Origin of the sequence: Citreicoccus inhibens (assembly GCF_019039035.1) — a bacterium.
GTDB classification, from domain to species: Bacteria; Myxococcota; Myxococcia; order Myxococcales; family Myxococcaceae; genus Citreicoccus; species Citreicoccus inhibens.
The window spans coordinates 1-16,876 of record NZ_JAHNZT010000065.1 but is presented as its reverse complement, the minus strand read 5'-3'; the positions used below and the strand labels follow the sequence as shown (position 1 = coordinate 16,876).

16 protein-coding genes and 2 pseudogenes are annotated in these 16,876 nt (G+C 66.5%); 4 read left to right on the top strand and 14 right to left on the bottom strand.

Going from position 1 to position 16,876, the window contains the following annotated elements; translation table 11 throughout:
• The 4 genes and pseudogenes from KRR26_RS35245 to KRR26_RS35230 all read right to left on the bottom strand — a co-directional run.
• A pseudogene (locus KRR26_RS35245) lies at positions 1-1,343 on the bottom strand (hypothetical protein); the annotation flags it as partial.
• Positions 1,333-2,781 carry a hypothetical protein gene (locus KRR26_RS35240; protein WP_217082030.1) on the bottom strand — a complete coding sequence of 483 codons (1,449 nt, stop codon included), beginning with the start codon at positions 2,779-2,781 and terminating at the stop codon, positions 1,333-1,335. The pseudogene KRR26_RS35245 and the gene KRR26_RS35240, both read right to left, overlap by 11 nt.
• 692 nt (positions 2,782-3,473) lie before the next feature.
• Positions 3,474-4,394 (bottom strand): DUF2381 family protein, encoded by a 921-nt coding sequence (locus KRR26_RS35235; protein ID WP_217082029.1) that lies wholly within the window; start codon positions 4,392-4,394, stop codon positions 3,474-3,476.
• Between the two features lie 77 nt (positions 4,395-4,471).
• Entirely contained in the window at positions 4,472-6,418 is a 1,947-nt protein-coding gene (locus KRR26_RS35230) for a serine/threonine protein kinase (RefSeq protein ID WP_217082027.1), read from the bottom strand.
• Positions 6,419-6,609: 191 nt separating this feature from the next.
• Between KRR26_RS35230 and KRR26_RS35225 the strand changes: the two genes are divergently transcribed.
• A complete protein-coding gene (locus KRR26_RS35225) occupies positions 6,610-6,987 on the top strand; it encodes a helix-turn-helix domain-containing protein (RefSeq protein WP_217082025.1) in 378 nt (125 codons plus the stop codon).
• Between the two features lie 41 nt (positions 6,988-7,028).
• Complete coding sequence (locus tag KRR26_RS35220; protein ID WP_217082024.1) at positions 7,029-7,376, top strand: helix-turn-helix domain-containing protein; 348 nt, start codon at positions 7,029-7,031, stop codon at positions 7,374-7,376.
• Positions 7,377-8,064: 688 nt separating this feature from the next.
• Here KRR26_RS35220 and KRR26_RS35215 read toward each other — a convergent pair.
• A complete protein-coding gene (locus KRR26_RS35215; protein WP_217082023.1) occupies positions 8,065-9,228 on the bottom strand; it encodes a serine/threonine-protein kinase in 1,164 nt (387 codons plus the stop codon).
• A gap of 306 nt (positions 9,229-9,534) precedes the next feature.
• Between KRR26_RS35215 and KRR26_RS35210 the strand changes: the two genes are divergently transcribed.
• The gene (locus KRR26_RS35210; RefSeq protein WP_217082022.1) at positions 9,535-9,882 is read left to right on the top strand and encodes a DUSAM domain-containing protein; all 348 of its coding nucleotides are present in this window, start codon (positions 9,535-9,537) and stop codon (positions 9,880-9,882) included.
• 120 nt (positions 9,883-10,002) lie between these two features.
• Here KRR26_RS35210 and KRR26_RS35205 read toward each other — a convergent pair whose 3' ends face one another.
• The 3 genes from KRR26_RS35205 to KRR26_RS37200 all read right to left on the bottom strand — a co-directional run bounded on the left by KRR26_RS35205 (position 10,003) and on the right by KRR26_RS37200 (position 10,499).
• Positions 10,003-10,152, bottom strand: coding sequence for a hypothetical protein (locus tag KRR26_RS35205; RefSeq protein ID WP_199723989.1), 150 nt, complete (start codon positions 10,150-10,152; stop codon positions 10,003-10,005).
• Positions 10,098-10,247 carry a hypothetical protein gene (locus tag KRR26_RS37930; protein WP_407931760.1) on the bottom strand — a complete coding sequence of 50 codons (150 nt, stop codon included), beginning with the start codon at positions 10,245-10,247 and terminating at the stop codon, positions 10,098-10,100. Before KRR26_RS37930 ends, KRR26_RS35205 begins: the two co-directional genes overlap by 55 nt.
• Positions 10,248-10,328: 81 nt before the next feature.
• Positions 10,329-10,499, bottom strand: a complete 171-nt coding sequence (locus KRR26_RS37200) for a hypothetical protein (protein WP_158611618.1) — start codon at positions 10,497-10,499, stop codon at positions 10,329-10,331.
• A gap of 749 nt (positions 10,500-11,248) precedes the next feature.
• Between KRR26_RS37200 and KRR26_RS35190 the strand changes: the two genes are divergently transcribed.
• Positions 11,249-11,761: a hypothetical protein gene (locus tag KRR26_RS35190; RefSeq protein ID WP_120211080.1), complete on the top strand. Its 513-nt coding sequence runs from the start codon at positions 11,249-11,251 to the stop codon at positions 11,759-11,761.
• 280 nt (positions 11,762-12,041) lie between these two features.
• On the opposite strand, the gene KRR26_RS35185 is transcribed toward KRR26_RS35190, so the two are convergent.
• The 6 genes and pseudogenes from KRR26_RS35185 to KRR26_RS35160 form a co-directional block, all read right to left on the bottom strand.
• Positions 12,042-12,494 (bottom strand): PspA, encoded by a 453-nt coding sequence (locus tag KRR26_RS35185; protein WP_321202819.1) that lies wholly within the window; start codon positions 12,492-12,494, stop codon positions 12,042-12,044.
• Between the two features lie 76 nt (positions 12,495-12,570).
• Positions 12,571-12,903: a hypothetical protein gene (locus KRR26_RS35180; RefSeq protein ID WP_236069523.1), complete on the bottom strand. Its 333-nt coding sequence runs from the start codon at positions 12,901-12,903 to the stop codon at positions 12,571-12,573.
• Positions 12,904-13,034: 131 nt separating this feature from the next.
• Complete coding sequence (locus tag KRR26_RS35175; protein WP_217082020.1) at positions 13,035-14,588, bottom strand: recombinase family protein; 1,554 nt, start codon at positions 14,586-14,588, stop codon at positions 13,035-13,037.
• Positions 14,585-14,791 carry a hypothetical protein gene (locus KRR26_RS35170; protein WP_217082019.1) on the bottom strand — a complete coding sequence of 69 codons (207 nt, stop codon included), beginning with the start codon at positions 14,789-14,791 and terminating at the stop codon, positions 14,585-14,587. The genes KRR26_RS35175 and KRR26_RS35170 overlap by 4 nt, the downstream gene beginning before the upstream one ends.
• Positions 14,788-15,345: a DUF2924 domain-containing protein gene (locus tag KRR26_RS35165; RefSeq protein ID WP_217082018.1), complete on the bottom strand. Its 558-nt coding sequence runs from the start codon at positions 15,343-15,345 to the stop codon at positions 14,788-14,790. The genes KRR26_RS35170 and KRR26_RS35165 overlap by 4 nt, the downstream gene beginning before the upstream one ends.
• Positions 15,346-15,716: 371 nt before the next feature.
• A pseudogene (locus KRR26_RS35160) lies at positions 15,717-16,876 on the bottom strand (hypothetical protein); the annotation flags it as partial.

Genomic DNA, 16,876 nt, shown 5'->3' with positions numbered 1-16,876 from the left:
CCACGGAACTCAACGAGGACAGCGAGACCAGCCGGTCCCGCCGTCGCAGCGTCGAAGGCGAACTCACGACTGCCGCGTAGGATGGGGAAGAGGTCGCGAAAAGCGTCGGGGCCGATTCGCTCCTCCAACTCCTTCACGGCGGCCTTCAGCTCTTCAACGTCCGGCAGCGCGAGCCGCCGCAGGCTCGCCCGCTCACTGGGCGTCGCCTCCGCGAGGGCTCGGGCGCCCTTGCCACTGGCATACAGCGCCACCATCAGCGCAGCCGGAGTCAGCTCGCGGGTGGCCTGCTCATACTTGCCCCGCGCCAGTGAGTACGCCCCGTGCCCCGTCCCTACCACCAGGTGAAAGAAGCCCACGGGCACACCGAAGGTGAGGTGGTCGAAGGCTCCGGCCGCGACGCTTCCAGGCGCGTAGTGCCTCGCCGATAGCGCCTTGCGCACTTCGTCGAGCGCGTCCTGGTACGGCGGTGGAAGCTGGCTGCGCTTCACTGTCATGAGGTCCGAGAACTGGGCCTCAACACTCGCCGGGCTGCTGGAGAGCATGTCCCGGCCGACTCGCCCCAGCCCGCGCAGCACGTCACCTGCCTGTTCGCTCCGCTCCGGGAAGCCCTCCAACGCCAATCCGCGTCGCTTCAGTTCCTCGCGGACGACGGACATGGCGCCCAGCGTCTCCCTCAGCTGCTTGTCGCGGGCCAGCCGCTGCACCACCTCGCGCAGCTCATCGTCGAAGGACGAGTGGAGAACGAAGAGGGCGAGCACTTCGGAGTACGGCACGCCGTACTTCTCGACGGAGGTGACGACGAAGGCCGCGCGCTTGCGGCTGAGGACGGCCGAGGCCAGCGCGTCCATCGGCCCCCGGGCCCCCAGGAGGACGGCGTCCCAGTCCGTGAGGGACTCCACCAGGGCGGACATGTCCACCCCGCGCTGCATGGCCACGAACTCCGCGGGCGAGGTACACGCCAGGAAGGGCGCCAGCACCTCCCGACTGGAGTCCAGGCGGGGCCAGCCCGAGGGCAGAGCCTTGCCGCCACAAACAAAGGCCTCGCCCTCCTCGTCCGAGCCCCGCGCTCCCTTCTTGTTGACGGCATTGCCGACAGGCGCTCGCCGGTAGCCCATCGGCGCCGGCTCTGGCGTCCCAACCGCGGAGCCCGACGCCTCCCCCTGGTACACACCCGTCGCCGCACTCCTCGCGGAATGGGAGGGCACGGAAAGGGGACTGAAGGGTAGGGCCGCCCCACGGCCCGTCTGGCCCGGCCTCGCCTGCAACGAGGCACACCCGGAGGACAGGAGAGCCACCACCAGCGCGAGGCCAAGCCCGCCGCGCGAGGGCCGCTCAGCGCGCATTGTCCACCCCCAGCCCTACCGACGCGAAGGCGCCTGGCCGCAGCGTCCCTTCCGCTGTCGGGAAGAGCAGCGTGCCGCCCTGCCCTACCGCGTATAGCTTCCCCCCTAGGAAGCGCCATCGAGCCTGGGCCGAGGCGAGGTAGCGCGCCCCCGGCTGGCCCGCGCCCACCCCGACGCCGCCCACCCCGACTGAGAGGTTGCGGTGGAAGAGCTGCGTCTCCAGCCGGCCGTCCACGTCCACCCGTCCCCAGGTGAACACCTCGGTGCCCATCGACAAGCGGAAGTGGCGCTGCCCCAGGACACTCAGGCTCTCCGCGTCCCAGCTCAGAATCACCTCGCCATAGGCCGAGTACCCGTCCGGGAAGGGTGCGTCCGCCTGGGGCATGGCAGTCGGGCCCGCTACCCGGAAGCGCGCCAGCTCGTAGTCCGGGCCGAAGGCCCCCTGTCGGAAGCCTCCGCGCTGGAGGCGGCCCTCCAGACGCGCTCGCAGGTCCATCCTCGAGGTCAGGTACTCCGCGCCCAGCCCCGCTACCGCGCCCCACGCGCCGCCCTCTCCGGGGCGTCCACCCCAGCCCGCATTCGCCTGCAGCTCAAAGCCCCCCTCGGGGTTGCGGCGCCGCACGAGAATGGCCGTCCCATCGAGGTGGGCCAGCGTCATCGGCTCCGACGTCCCTCCCGCCTTGCCCCAGTCATGCACTGCGGACAGCGCCAGCGTGTACTGCATGGGGTACGGCTGGCGGCCCATGAGGAGGTGCTGCATGTCCAGGACGACTTCCGCCCCCAGCAGCCGCGCGCCCAGCACGTCCGAGGCGAAGGCCTCCACGTAGAAGGGCCTCAGCATGCCCGTCACCACCGCCCCCGCAGGGTGGTAGTCCGGGTTGCCCCGGTTGTTGTAGCGGCGCACTAGGTGCCCGGACAGCAGCGTGTAGGACTCCAGGGCCCCCACCCACACGAAGTTCGGTGCATCGCCCCCCAGCGTCAGCATTTGTACCACCTGGCCCCAGTCGGAGAGCTCGTCCCAGTCCTCCTTGCGCACCAGACTGGCGCCCGCCTCTCTTCCCCACATCCGCAGTCGCACTGGAGCGCCCAGCTCGAGTTGGAGCAGTCCTGGATTGACGACCTCCAGACGCGGGTGCACCTGAAGGAAGCCCTCGTCTCGGTCAGCCCCCTTGCGTGGCAACAACGCCCACGTCGTCGTCTCCAGACTGAGTCGGTTTGACCAGCGCGACGGTGGACTGGACGCGGGGGGAGGCGAATCACTCTCCTCCGCAGTGCCATCAGCGTCGACGGAGTCCTCCTCGCCCAACTCGTCCGCGCCCGGCTCGAGCAGAATGCTTTCGTCAAGCCCGGGGATGCCCTTGTACTCGGGCGGCACCTCCGCTCGCACGACTCCAGACAGCAGCACGGCCACAATGGCCCAGCTCCGACACGTGCACATCGACGCCTCCTGAAAGGGCCCCGGCCGGGGCCAAAGACAGAGGTCCCCCATTCGGGCCGGCAGGGCGCCAGTCCGCGGGCGACTGCATTGCACTGAGGGAGTCGCCTACCGCCTGGCAGAGCCAGCGCATGGACGGACGACTCCCGCTACGGCGGCTGGGAACTCCAGCGCCGCACCACAGCTTCTCCGAAAGACAGACGCATCCCGCTACGACTCCGGGAGACCCCAGCGCCGCATGACGATTCCAGCGAAAGGCAGACGTGTCCCGCTATGACGCCGGAAGGCCCCGGCGTCGTGATGATCTCCTTCGCGAACAGGACAGGACTGACGAAGAAGGCGTCAGGGCGCTGGCCGAAGCGGCCCCTTCGAGAGGGCGCAGACGACCTTCCCCGAGCCCGAAGAACGGCAACCGCACACACCACCAGGGCGCCCGACGCCCACGTTCGAGTTCAACAGAGACTTACGACGGCGGATCGGAGGCGTCGCCCTCGGCGTGCTCAGCACCGCGGCGAGACGACGGGCGAGCACGTGCTCGCGCACACTTCCACACGGAGAGGTTCACGGGTCCCCCAGGACTCCACCAAGACTGCATCCAACAGATGCAGTTAATTGAACCCTAAAAGGACATTCCCGACAAGCCCCCTTCACGACGGATGCGGGTCGTCTTCAGACGGCGCAGCGCCGGAGGCCCCCTACGGGAAGACTACATTGGTGAGGGTGACGGTCCGGCGTCCATCGGCATCCCAGAGCTTGAGCATAAACGAGCCTTGAGGGGACTCTGACGAGGACTCGGCCTCTACCACCACGCGCTGGAAACCTGGGCCCGCGACGAGGGGGCCGGACTGCCACACCTGAAGGACCCTCAGCTCCTCGCCGGCCTTGCCCCGGAGAGTGGCCTCTTTGGCCATCCACGGTTGGACGCCCTCGCCTGGCTTGAGCCTGACCTCGATAGCCACCCGGCGTGCCGCGCGATATGCCCGAACACGATGTTTGGCGACTGCCACTCCTGGGGCCAGAGCGGCAACCTCGGTCAGGTCGCGGAATTCAACGCCGTACCCACTGAGAACCTCTGTCGAGATGAGGCCCGTCAACCCGTCCGGAGCACTTTGCTCCATGCGCAGACGCTCGTTCTCCTCCTTGCACTTCTCGACCTCAATGCGTGCCTGCCGAACCTCCTCCTGGTAGGTCTCGACGCCCCTCTTGCGTCGATAGACTTCGACAAGCGCCTCCGACCGAGCGGGATGCGCGACCAGAACAAACGTCGCACTTGCCGGGGCCGCTCCGTCCTGGAAGCGCACCGTCATCTTGAGCCGTTCCCCCGCGGAGACTCGCTCTGACGGAACCAAACGCAATGTACTGAGGCCCGCATCCAGCACCGAAAAGCGCTCGCGGCCCTCGATCATTACTCCGTCCCGACTCAGATCCGCGTCAAAGAGAAACACCGTCGAGAGCCCTGGGCTCACCGCGACTTCAGTCGCCGCCTGCCCATCATCCGAGACCAGCTCGATTCGACGAATGCTCAGCCCTGCGACAGCCGGGGGCGACTGCGCCAGCGCCGGCCCTTCGCCAGCGAGGAGGAAGAATAGCAGCACGGCCGACAGGGAATGATGCACGCGACGTTTCTCCTCGACCAAGCCAGCAGCGACACCGCTGCAACTCACGAGCGTCTGTCAAGCGCGACCGAGATACTTCATTCAAACTCGCTCACTGCTTTGACGCCGACGGCAGAGTACACACGAGCCTTCCCCGAATCCCCCCCTCCATCTTTTATCGCCAACCCACGATTGCTTGAGGTGTCCAGCACCTCCATGCATACGGGGAAGCTTCCCTTGCTGGTGCGCGCCCGAGTCAGCCGGACATAGACCCGGTCCGCCACAATGAGCCGCCCAGACAATGTAGCCCCGGCTGCAGTCCCCAGGAGGATCTGAGCAGGGCCTTCCTTCACCGTGATGACCCTCTCTTCCCCCTGGACGAAGGATCCACCCTCCTCGCGCCCAATCTTCATGCCTAGCTTTCGCATGCCCTCCTCAGCGCCCGGCGGGCACTGCTCGGGCTCCGGAGGAGGGCGCACTTGCGCGCCCGTGCAGGCCAGCGCGCCGCAAAGGGCCGTTGCGGCCAGCGTCGCGCCCGCGCTCTTCGCGGCCCGCTTCGTTGAAACCGGGGGGACTGGGGGAGTGTCACTCTTCGGCGTCGTCACGGTGGCTGTCACCTTGGGATTCGCCGCGTCTGGCGCGACGGCCGCAGGTGTTGCCTCCGGCCCGGTTGGAGCTGCGGCTCGGGCAGCTTCAGGGTTCTTTGCATTACGCGCTACTTCTTGGCTGTGGGCTGAAGCCCCATGTAGAGGGGCGGCCGGGCGAAGGAGAAAAGCCCCCGAGGCGAAGGCCACGCAGAGCAGGCCCGCTCCCAGCACCCGCCCTTTCCTAAGACGCGAGTAAGAGGTGCGCCGCCCCACCTCGGGGACAAAGGACTCCGTCATCGCGCGTGACAAGTCCGCCGCCTCGCGCATCGGGTCAGGCCGCGACGACTCCTTGGAGAGAGCAGCTCCCGCGCCAGGAGGCAGCGCAGGAGCCAAGGCCACGGGTGCATTCTCGGGTGGGGCTTCGGCAGGCCTCTGCGGAAGCGCAGCAGGCCCTGGGCCAGGAGGCACCCCTCGGCGCAGCTTGCGCAGCGGGACTTTCATCCACTTCAACCACTTGTCGTCCCCACCCTCCGTCGTCGCGGACTGCGGCCCGTACGTGTCGCAGAGGGGAGTCGTCCAAGCTTCCCCCTCCGCCTGGGCCAATAGCCCTTCGAGGGCCACGCAGACAGCATTCGCGTCGGGACGCGCGGCGGGCTCCTTCTCCAGCAGCCGCATGCACAACAGGCCGAGTCCCGCAGGGACGAAGCGGTTGGCGAGGTGAGGAGGCACGGGAGACTTGCGGATGACACCCTCGACGTAGCTTGCATCTGTCCCTTCGTCGAAGGGCCACCTCGCCGTGAGGAGGCGGTAGAGGACAATGCCCAGGGCCCACACGTCATCCGAAGGCACGGACTCGTAGCGGGCGCTGCTTTGCCCCAGGTGCTGCCGAATGAAGAGCCAGGCCTCAGGCGGCCGGTACTCCATGGTACCGGGCGGCAGCAGGGACTGGGTGACGCCTGGGGCGCCCTTGTAGGCTCCAATGCCGTAGTCCACCAGCACCGCCAGGCCGTCCGCGGCGCGCACCATGACGTTGGCGTCCTTCACGTCCCGGTGCACCACTCCCGCCGCATGCGAGGCCGCCAGGGCCCGCGCCACGTCGAGCGTCACCTTCGCCACCTGCTGGGCCGAGGGGTTCTCCTCCCTCACCCACGTGCTCAGCTTGCGCCCCTCGACGTACTCCATGGCGATGAGGGCGTAGTCTCGCCCCTTGTCCTGCCAGTACGAGAAGCCGCGAATGCCCACCACGTTGGGGTGACTCAAGCGCAGGAGAATGGAGACTTCCTTCTCCACCCGCCCCTCCACGCGCTGCCGCTCCACCAGCTTCAACGCGCAGGGCTGCCCGTCATTCGTGGCGAGGTACACGGTGCCGAAGCCGCCCTTGTCCAACTGCCGCACCACCGTGTAGCCCTTCACCACGTCCCCGGGGAACAGCACGGCCGGGGGGCCGTCGTCCCTCATGGCGACTTCCTCTCGGAGACTGCGGACAACAGGACTGCGGCTCCGTGCATTCAGCACCCTCCCCGGCGCGGGCCGGACGCTACCAGAAGCCCCGGGAAAGCAGGTGCACTCTCCTTCTGGCAGCAAGTCTGAAGCCCTGATGACTGCACCTGACAGGTGCAATTTCAAAGCTACCTCGGTATGATTTGGGCATGTTCATCCACCCGCCCGCCCCGCCTCCTCCAGCCGAAGGGCCCCCTCGCCCACTCTCGCAGGTGCTTGGCGAGACGGCGCGCGAGGCCCGCCTGCGCGCTCGCCTCACTCAGGCCGAGGTCGCCAGCCGCTCGGAGATTGCCACCTCCGTCTACCAGCGACTCGAGCGCGGGCGCCTGCTGCCCAGCCTCCCCACCCTCTACCGAATCTGCACCGCCCTGGGGCTCTCGCCGAATGAGCTAATGGGCTTCCCTTACAACCTACCTGCGAGCGAAGCCTCCATCTCCTCCGCCCGGAAGGAGCTACTGCACCGCATGCGCCAGCTCGATGAGCGCCAAGCCTTTGCGCTCCTTCGCTTCCTGCGAGGCTTCCGTTGACTGCCTCCACACTCCATTTTGGGTAGAGTCACGAGCACCTCATGAATGAAGACCTTGCAGCCACCATTGGCGCCATTAGTCGCGCGGCTCGGGAGCAGATGGGCCTCACTCAGGCGGAGGTCGCCGACCGCGTGGGGCTGGTGCCTCCCGTCTACAGCCGGCTGGAGCGCGGGCAAATGCTGCCCAGCGTCCCGACGCTGTACCGCCTCTGCACCGAGCTGATGCTCTCCCCGGAGGACTTGCTGGGCCTCGCGGACTCATCGGCGAAGGGCCCTCGCACCCACCCCGAGGACGACAGCAACCTTCGCCGGCTTCTCTTCCTGGCGAGGAAGCTGGACGAGCGGAAGCTAGACGCGCTCGTCCGCATCACCACCGAGTTGGCCCGCTGACAGCTTCGCGAGCGGCGGGCCGCTACGGCTCGCCGCTCGCTCGCAGCGCCTTCGTCACCCCGACTGCTCCCCCAGGGACGATACCCACACACGGTGAGGCGCGCGCGCATCCGGCCCAGCCCCTGCAACGAGCCGGCACGCCCGCAGGGAGCCGGCTCCAAAACATCACTCACTGGCCCCTCTCACTACGGGGGCAGTGGAATGCAGCAATTCAGAGCCCCGTTTGCACACGTACCAATCGCACCTTCCTGGGGAGGACAAGGAGTACGGCGACAAAAGCCCAGGCTGGCAGCACATGCCAGGGTGTCATGGGGAGGGGTGGGTGTGCTTGCGTCAAGAGACTCAGTCCCTAGCGGAATTACCATCTGAGTGGTTTGCGTGGGACTAGGCAATTCTCGTTCGAACGACGAGGCCTCTTCGCCATCCAGCCCCGAGCACCCCACCGAGAGCAGCGCCACCCCAGCAAACATCATCCACAGCTTCATGTTCGCGCAACCTTTCGCTTAAGGAAGCCACAACCGCGCAGAGCTTCCCATTTCAGCGACCCAGGCGCTCCCCCATTCGACACGAGCTAAAATGCGCGCGCCCCACTGAGAACACCACGAGTTGCGCCTGGAAACTCGACGTGCGGTGCCAACGCGATTACCTGCCTCTGACAGCCCAGACTCGGAACATTGCGCAGTAGGCCCTATGTCTTGCTGAGTACTCTCAGCTCGTGCGAATCCAGCCCCTCGGGGTAGAGGCCGCCCTCGCCGAACTCCACCTTGTCGCGCATGCCCCCGCCTTCGGACACTACGAGGGCGGCTTCTCGCGCTGCCTCCGCGCGCCCATAGGGCTGTGCCGACAATGCCTGGGCCGCACCGCGGAGGGCATCGCGCAGGTCCGCCGCCGAGGCGAATCTCTCATCCGGGTTGAGCCGCAGGGCCGTGTGCAGCACGGCTTTGACTTCGGGAGGAAGCCGGGACACCGCCCTCTCGACGAAGTCCGCGTCGAGGGTGGGCATGAGCGCCTCCATCTGCTTCAGCGGAAGCGTAGGCTGCTTCTCCAGCCGGAGCTGACTCTCCTTCGCCCTGGGTGGCACGTCCTGCACGTCAAAGAGGTGCAGGCCCGACAGGACTTCCACCAAGAGAGAGGCCAGGCTGAAGACGTCGGAGCGCGGCGTCAGAGGCTCCCGCTCGAGGTACTCCGGGCTGACGTACGCGACGTCGCCCCGCAGCAGACTCTCTGGCGACTCCTCGCGCCCCACCAGCAGCGAGTACGCGGAGCCGAAGTCCAGCAGCTTCACCTCTCCGTACTTGCCGACAATGACGTGCCGAGGGCTGACGTCCCGGTGAATAATGCCCAGCGGCCTTCCTCTCGGACTCGTCAGAGTGTGCGCGTAGTGGAGCGCGTCCGCCAACTCGGCCCCGACGTAGAGGGCGAAGGCCACCGGGAGGGGCTTCCCGCGCACGACAGCCGCCGTCACCAGCGTCTCCAGTGAGGGCCCCTCCACGTACTCCATGACGACGTACGGGACGTCCTCCTCCTCGTCCAATTCGACGTGGAAGACCTGGGCGATTCCCGGGTGCTGAAGAGCGAAGGCCAGTTGCATCTCCTCCGCCAGGCGCCTGCGGCCCAGGTACTCCATGGGACTGGGGAGGCGACGGACGAGGCAGGGGCCCGACAGAGACTCGTCCGCCACGCGCCGCTGCACCTCCAGCAGCACCTCGCCATTCGCGCGCACCTCCAGCTCCCGCACCGCCTCGTAACGCACGTCGCCCAGCGTGAAGAGGTAGCGAGGAGAGTCTGGGGTGGGCGGCGCTCTCCTGGGCGGTAAGTCTTCCGTCGTCCGCTCTACTAGGCTCTTCGTCATGGGAATGCCTCCACACCGACTGGGCCACGGGCAACCACGCAAGAATGCGGGGTGCGCCACCAGGCACCTTCCAGGTTCATTGACGCACCTCCCAAGTAACATGCCAAGAGGACGTGTGTGAAGCCCTTGAGGCACTCCCAGAGGACTCACAGCCTCCACGCTCCGCCTGGAATGGCATAGCCCTCGCCTGGGTAGAGAGGGCCTCAGCCCTCTCGGAATGCCCAAGAGGGCAATTGGCTGTGGGCAAAACCGAGAACGAGCTGGAGGGGCGGGCCATGGACGCGGCACGAGAAAGGAACGAGCCCTATGGACAATGAAATCGCATGGAGCCCCATCCGCACCCTGGCGCGTCGCATCTTCTCCCAGGGAGAGCCACTGGCCCTCACAGAGGAAACGAAGGCGCTGCTGCGACGGACGGCCTCAGAGGTGGGCCTCAGCGAGGCCGACGCCCAGACAGCGCTTGCCTCCGAGGAGGGTGCGTTGAGTCTCTTGCGCGACTCGTCGCAGCGAATCCACGAAGGCGCCCGCCGCCTCACGAGTGCGCTGCACCGAATGTACGAGCGCCAGCATGCAGGGGACCTCGACGGAGCACGGAAGGAAATGCAGGAGGTGCTCACCGTCGAAGTCGTCCCCCATTACCGGGCCATCGCGTAGGGCCAGCTCGACGACATGACAGGCAAAGCAGGGTGACGGAGATGGGGCAGCGCCCATTGCGGCGCCCCAGCCGCCTCTTACTGTCACGCTCCAGCAGCGGCGCCTGTAGCGCGCCAAGCCTCAGGCTGCCGCGACATTCTCGAAGGGACGCACCACCGTCTTGCCATCCCCCACGCGCTCCAGCGTCGCCGCCCTGGCCTGGGCGTCGATGGCCGTCACCGTGGCCAGGATGGTTCCCCGCCTCTGCTTGTAGCGGACCTTCTGCCCCACCGAAGCACCTTGCTGCAGGCTCCTCGCCTCGAGATGAAGGCGAAGAGGTGGCCGGAGTCGACGTCTTTACTCCAGACGGACTTCACCAGCACCATGAGGCCATCAATCGACTTGTGCATGTCCACCGCCTCGGTGACCGGCACCACACGCACGGACGAGGGAAGCGTGAACACACCTCACCCGCCCAGCGTGGTGACAAGTCCAGCGACGTAGTTGACGTCGGCGCCCACGGGGAACCGCAGCCGTGCTCCGGTGGCCAGCACCACCTCGAGCGGCAAGTGACTCACCTGCGCGACGGTCGTCACCGTCCACCGGCAACAGGCGAACTGCCGGAGTCTTCCAAGCACGCTGGCGTCGGCGCTGGTACACCCGCGACGGCAGCGTGCTCAGCCGCAACCCTTGCCGCGCGGAGAATTCCTTCTGCGTCAGGCCGCCCGCCTCGAAAGCCTTGGCGACCGAGAGCCACTCCTGCTTCTCAACCGGCCTCGACATCCTGGCCAGGGCCCACCACGACTACTACCCCGGCAATGCCTCCCGCAACGTCGCTCGCCGGACGGCTACCCCGCGCCGCACCGTGAGCGCCTAAAGGACTGGCTGCGCATGCTGGTCCGCCATATGCTTTTATCCTACAGAATTTCTCAAGTGAAGGAGTCTGAGAATGTGCCACAAGCCTTCGTGCCCCTCCTCCGGGGATGAATGCGCCAAGAAAGGCGCCGGGTGTTTTGATTGCTATACCGTATGCAAAGGGCCACCTGTTCAACGGCCTCCTCACGCGTTCAGCGAGGGCGTCCAAAAACTCCTTGGGGGAAATAAGCCGAAAAGGGTCCCATCGGATGCCCCCAGTTCATCTTCGAGCAGCTGGCTTGACAATGGCTCTACCCAGAACCCTCTTTCAGCGTTGGAGGAGCAGTTGGTGTCGATGCTTCACAATGAGGTTCCTCTGGAAAGTATCAACCCCCCGAAGTTAGTACCGCTTTATAAACTTCCGCGCAAAAACACGGTTCCAGAGACAGCGCCCGGCGAGACGTCGGTACCCAACATACCCGGGGTCCGAGTTTGGGTAAGCAATGCAACTGAGATTCTCCAAGCTACCGGTATGGAGGTCGAGAAGCACCCGGACGCCCCCATGATGCCGAATACCTATCAGGGTTCCGTGACGACCGTGTACGTCCGGTTTCGAATCGAAGGAAAGCTGGAAAATGCAGGTGCGGGGTACTGGCTGGCGCCGTCCCTGAGTCATCTCGTCACGTCGGTTTACGTGGGGCTCGCTTTCAACCAGCTGAGCCAGGATGACGTCGTCGACATCGGGGTCATCAAGGGAACACGAACGGTTATCTCGTTCCCTTGCTGTTACAGCGCCCAGGTCTCTCCGGGGGCAACCACCTGGTCCTGCAAAAAAGGGAACACTGATTCTTCAGCCCAACGCTTCGTGTCATTTCGCCTCGGTGACGTGGGCGTCGGGCACCCTGAGTGGGTAGAAGCCACGAAGGACGACGGCGGAATGAATGCGCGGTCCCAGGGGGAGGGCTTGGGACACAATCGACTCTTGGTTATCATGACGGAGCTCTTGACCACACGCATCTTGGAGAAAATCAACGGTATTCCGTAGCTGCGCGGAGAGGTGTTGATGTCCATCCGCGAATGGGACGGAAACTCCGGATGGCTCTGAGACGGCGCCGTACCGACATTGGGGGGATCGCAACGGCGGCGCGTCACAGAGTTTCGCAGGGCTGCGTGCGCCGCTGGGCGGAGCGCCGCGACGACGGCGGACGGCGAGGAGCCGTCGCCGACAAGCGGCCCGTCACCTAAGAGGGTGTTGTCGACCCATCAGGCTGGTTCGACAACCCCCTCTCAGACTCCAATTCGAAGATGGAGAGGCTCGCCCAAACTCATGCCGCCTCTACCTTCGCAAAGGGCCGCACCACCTGCTTGCCGTCACTGTCTCGCGCCAGAGTCACAGTCCCTGCCTTCTCGTTGATGGATGTCACCTGCGCAGTGAAAGAACCCCGCCCCTGCTTGTAGCGCACCTGCTGCCCCGCCTTGAAAGGAGACGCGGCCGACTCCTGGCTGGAGGCTCCAGGCGCAACCTCGGCGCTCACCTTCCGCGGACGTCCACGCCGCTTGGGAGCCGGAGACTTCACCTTCGCAGCCGGCACCTTCGCCACCTCGCGCTTCAGGGCCGCAGCTGCCGAGGCGCGCTTCAAGGCCGGTGCACGGCTGGGGACGACGCCCAGGTAGCGGGCAATCTGTTCCAGGAGTTCCACTTGGCGGCCCAGCGTCTTCGCCACCTCGTCCGCCACCACGGCACGAATGGCGCCCATCATGTCATTCTGAATCGTCACGTCGCGCACTCTCTGCGAGCCTCACGCCCGCCGTATTGAGAAACCATTTGCCGCTGCATCGACAATACACGAACTCCTAGAATTCCAACGCAACACCTGCTTCAGAATTCCCGCATGGTTTGATTCGGCACGAATCAACCAACGCGCGCCACTTCTCGCGCTGCACGCCCCAGTTTTCAGCGTGGGCAATGGCCCGAAGGCGCCGCTCACTCAGAGGCTCTACCCCGTCCACCGCATCCAGAAACAACACCGCCTCCTGGATGTCGGGGGCCAGCAACACCAAGTCGAGCAGCTGCGTGACGCGCGCCCGGGTGAACTCCAGCTGACAGGCCATGTCCGCGGCACTCTGCACCTGTCTGCGGCAAATGGCGGCTTCGACATGGTGGGCAAGCGCCAGCATGCGGGCCACGTGGGACGGACGCCTGGACTCCGCCAGCGGCGGACGGGGTTGCCCCTCGCGCAACTTCACGCCCGCCCTGCGGTGCACGCGGTGAAAGCGCGCGCTAACTATGTGCCCCTGCGTCGGAGCAACGCTCGTGCTCATGCCGCGGCCTCACCACGCTCGGGCGGGGCACCGTCACCGGCGTGGGCCAAGTGCACGTCCACCTGGCCCGTCGCCTCATTCACCACCACGCGGCCCACGAGGGCGCGCAACAGGCGTCCCCGGTTGACAGCCGTCAGGGCCCCACACACCACACTGAAGTCCGCCAAGGACTGGGCCACCCAGGCCGCCTCCAGCTCTTCCCCCTTCACCGCATCCAGCGCGCGCTCAACTTGCGCCAGACGCTGCTTCAAGCGGACGGCCTCCTCCTCCGCTGCCGTCAGCTTTGCCTCGACGACACGACGGGCAGGGCCGTCCAGCTTGGAAAGCGAATCCACCCACCTCTCCGACTCCTTGGCGGCCCGAGCCAGCTCCTTCGGCAGTTGCATGCGCTCGGTGCGGAGGGCCTGGTGCTTCGCCTCCATGCGCGCGGCGAGGCGGGCGTAGACGTCCCCCGCGAGCGCCCCGCCCACCGAGGCCTCCCGGAGCCTCGCGACGACGAAGTCCTCTAGCGCGGGTGCCGGGAGCGGGGCCGCCCGGCAGCCCTTCTTGCCGCACTTGTCCCGGGTGACGCAGCGGTAGTACCGGTACTCACGCTGGCCCTTGCGCGTGCTGCCGGGAGTCATCGCCTCGCCGCACAGGCCGCAGCGCAGCAGGCCCCTTAGCACGTAGTCGGGGTTGCGCCCGTGCGACTGGAGCCCGGGGCTGCGTCCCTCCAACATCGCCTGCACCCGGCTGAAGACGCCCCAGTCCACCAAGGCCGGGTGTTCCCCCTGGTGCGTCTCCTGGCCGTAGGGCGTTAGGCCCGCGTAGAGAGGGCTGCGCAACAGGCGCAGCACATCCTGCGTCGCCCACGCCCGAGCGGCGCGGGTGGCACCATTCTGGGCCGCGTAGCGCTTCGTCTGCCGGCCGCGCTCGTTGAGGAGCTGCGCCACCGCAGCAGCCGTCCCGTGCTGGAGGTACAACTCGAAGGCCTCCCGCACTACCACCGCCTCGTACTCATTCACCACCAGGCGCTTGTCCACCACGTCGTAGCCCAGCGGTGCGCGGCCTCCCGTCCACTTCCCCTTGCGGCGCGCGGCGGCCACCTTGTCCCGCGTGCGCTCCGAAATCATCTCCCGCTCAAACTCGGCGAAGGACATCAGCATGTTCAACGTCAGCCGCCCCATCGCGTCTGCAGTGCTGAAGTTCTGCGTCACCGAGACGAAGGAGGCGCCCGCCATGTTGAGGCGCTCCATGACTTTCGCGAAGTCGAGCAGGGAGCGCGAGAGGCGGTCCACCTTGTAGACAACAACTACGTCCACCCGGCCCGCGTCCACGTCTTGGAGCAACCGCTGGAAGGCAGGCCGCTCCATGTTCGCCCCGGTGAAGCCACCGTCGTCGTACCGCTCATCCACCAGCGTCCAGCCTGACTGGCGTTGCACGTACGCGAGGCAGGCCTCGCGCTGCGCATCCAGGCTGTTGAACTCCATCTCCAGCCCCGCGGCGGTGGACTTGCGGGTGTAGACGGCGCAGCGCTTCGCGTCCGTCGGCGTCGGCTTGCCCTTCCTCATTCCTCCTCCGGATTCTTTCCTGGCTTCGCCGGCCGCGCGGACTCGTCGCTCGTGGCTGGCGGCGGCCCAGCGAGGCGCTCCGCCACGGCCACCAATAGCTCCACGCTGTCGTTGAGGCGCCGCATCTCTCGGACGAGGCTTGGCATCGTCGTCTCGTAGAAGCGCTGCCCCATGTGCGTCTGGAAGAAGGAAGGGCCGCTCATCGCGCCACCGCCTTCGAGCCGCCGTCCTTTAGGCTGAAGAAGGTGAAGCCATTCCAGGCAGTGCCCGTAATCAGCTTGGCCACGCTGGAGAGGCTGCGGTGAAGCTGGCCCTCGTACTCAATCCCGCCCTCGCGCACCGTCACTCGGTGCTGCGTGCCCTTGAAGACGCGCGTCAGCACCGTCCCCAGCGGCGGCAGCCGCGCGTCGCGCCCGTCCGCAGCAGGCGCACGTGCGTCCGCAACGGCTGGCGGAGGCGGCACGGAGGGTTTCGCATCCTCCACCTGCCGCATCCTCCAGCGCTCAGGCAGCTTGTCCCCCAGCTCCGCAATGCGTGCGACAGCCCGCGTGGAGAGTCCGCCTTCCGCCAATTCTTGAATGCGGAAGGCCAGGCGCTTTCGCAAGTAGTCCCGGTTGCGGCTGCGCGTGGGCTCGCCGTACAGCTCCTGGTACTTCTCCGCCAACTCCGGCACCGACATGCTGGCCAAGGCAGCCAGTTGCTGCGGCAGGTCCGCCAACTGCTTACGCGCGGCGCGCGCAGTCTCCTTCTTCGCCACGGTGTCTCCTTTTCCCAGGGCTGCGCGCCCTCGGGCGAACCCCATGGACGCTCTGTCCCCAGAAGAAGACAAGTCGAGAGTCCGAGACTCAGCCATGCGCGCTCTCCTTCGTGCCCCACGTTGGCGCCTGTCGTTGCAGCTGCGCATGTCGGCGCAGCCAGAGTTCCCAGAGGGCCTCGGCGAGTACGTCGACTGCATCCTCGCGTCGCTGTCGCGGGGCACTCGGCCGTTCGTCCGCGGCGACACATTCCTGCTTCGACAATTTCGGGCTCATCACCATGACAAAGGCCACCTGCAAGCATGGGGGGACATTCGCACGCGGCCTTCGTGCCTCGCGGCCACTCGCCGCGAGGCACACCGCTGGCAGCCCACTACCCATTGGCCTCTTCTGTTGCGGAGTCATAGCCACCACTGCGCGCACGCCAATCGCGGACACCCTCGGTGGAGCAAGGGAAGTCCCCCACCGAGGCGAGGTGCGTGCGAGACAAGTCCAGCACCACCGCGCGCCGGCGGTTCATTCGCCCGTCGAAACAAACACGCTCATTCAGGGCGACGACGTAGCCCCCTTCGCGGAGGTTCTCCTGCAGCAGGCGTCGCAAGGCCCTCGTGTCCACCACCTCGCCCTCGTAGTCGATGCGTTTGCAGTGGGCCCGGAAGGCGTCGTACGCACTCTCCAGGTGCAGGTAGAGGCGGTCGCCCTCGAAGACGTAATGCACCCGGTGCCGCAAATGCCCTTGAACGGCCATGACGCCCAGCATCTCGAGGAAGGTGTCGAGGGCATTCTTCACCCCGGCTTCCGCTTCGAGGATATCTGCCAATACGGCGTCGACTGCTTCGCGGGCCCCCAAGTCCACTGGCAGCGAGTAGCCGCACTCCTGCGCGAACTCCTCGAAGAGGTGAATGCCCAGCAGCATGGCCGCCAGATTGTCGACGACGCGCGGAGGCACTTCTCGTCCTTCGAGGAGGACGTCCGCCACCGTCCGGGCCACCTGGAAGTCCTTGGCGAAGTCACGCCCCAGGCAGAATTGAATGTACCGCGGTGCGAAGAGGGCGAGGTTGACGGACTTCAGCTTGCGGAAGGCCGCCCTGCAGTCGCGTCGCTTCAGCGTCGCCTTCTCGGGGTTGACGGTGAGAAGGCGCTCGAGGAGGGCTGCCTCCGTGGGGCGAGTCTCGCCCGCCACGCACAGCGGCGCGTGCAAGCGGTAGCTCACCACCGACAAGTCCGAGCGGCCTCGCTCCTCCGTCTCCCCGCGGTAGAGGCGCCGCATGTAGCGGTGCAAGAGTTGGAGCCGGTGCAGCGGCATGTCGTAGGGCTTGTACTCGTCGGCCACCACCGGCACGGAGCGCGTGGCGGACAGCAGCTTCACGAGGGCGAACTCCGTCTCCGTCACGCTGTAGGCGTCGGCGCCTGGCACGCCGAAGAGGGGCCAAAAGACTTCAGTGCACATGCTCGACTTGCCGCTGCCTTGAGTGCCGTGAATGAAGAGGAGCGGGAAGGAGCCCACCTTCTCCATGAGGCGCGGCTTCATCG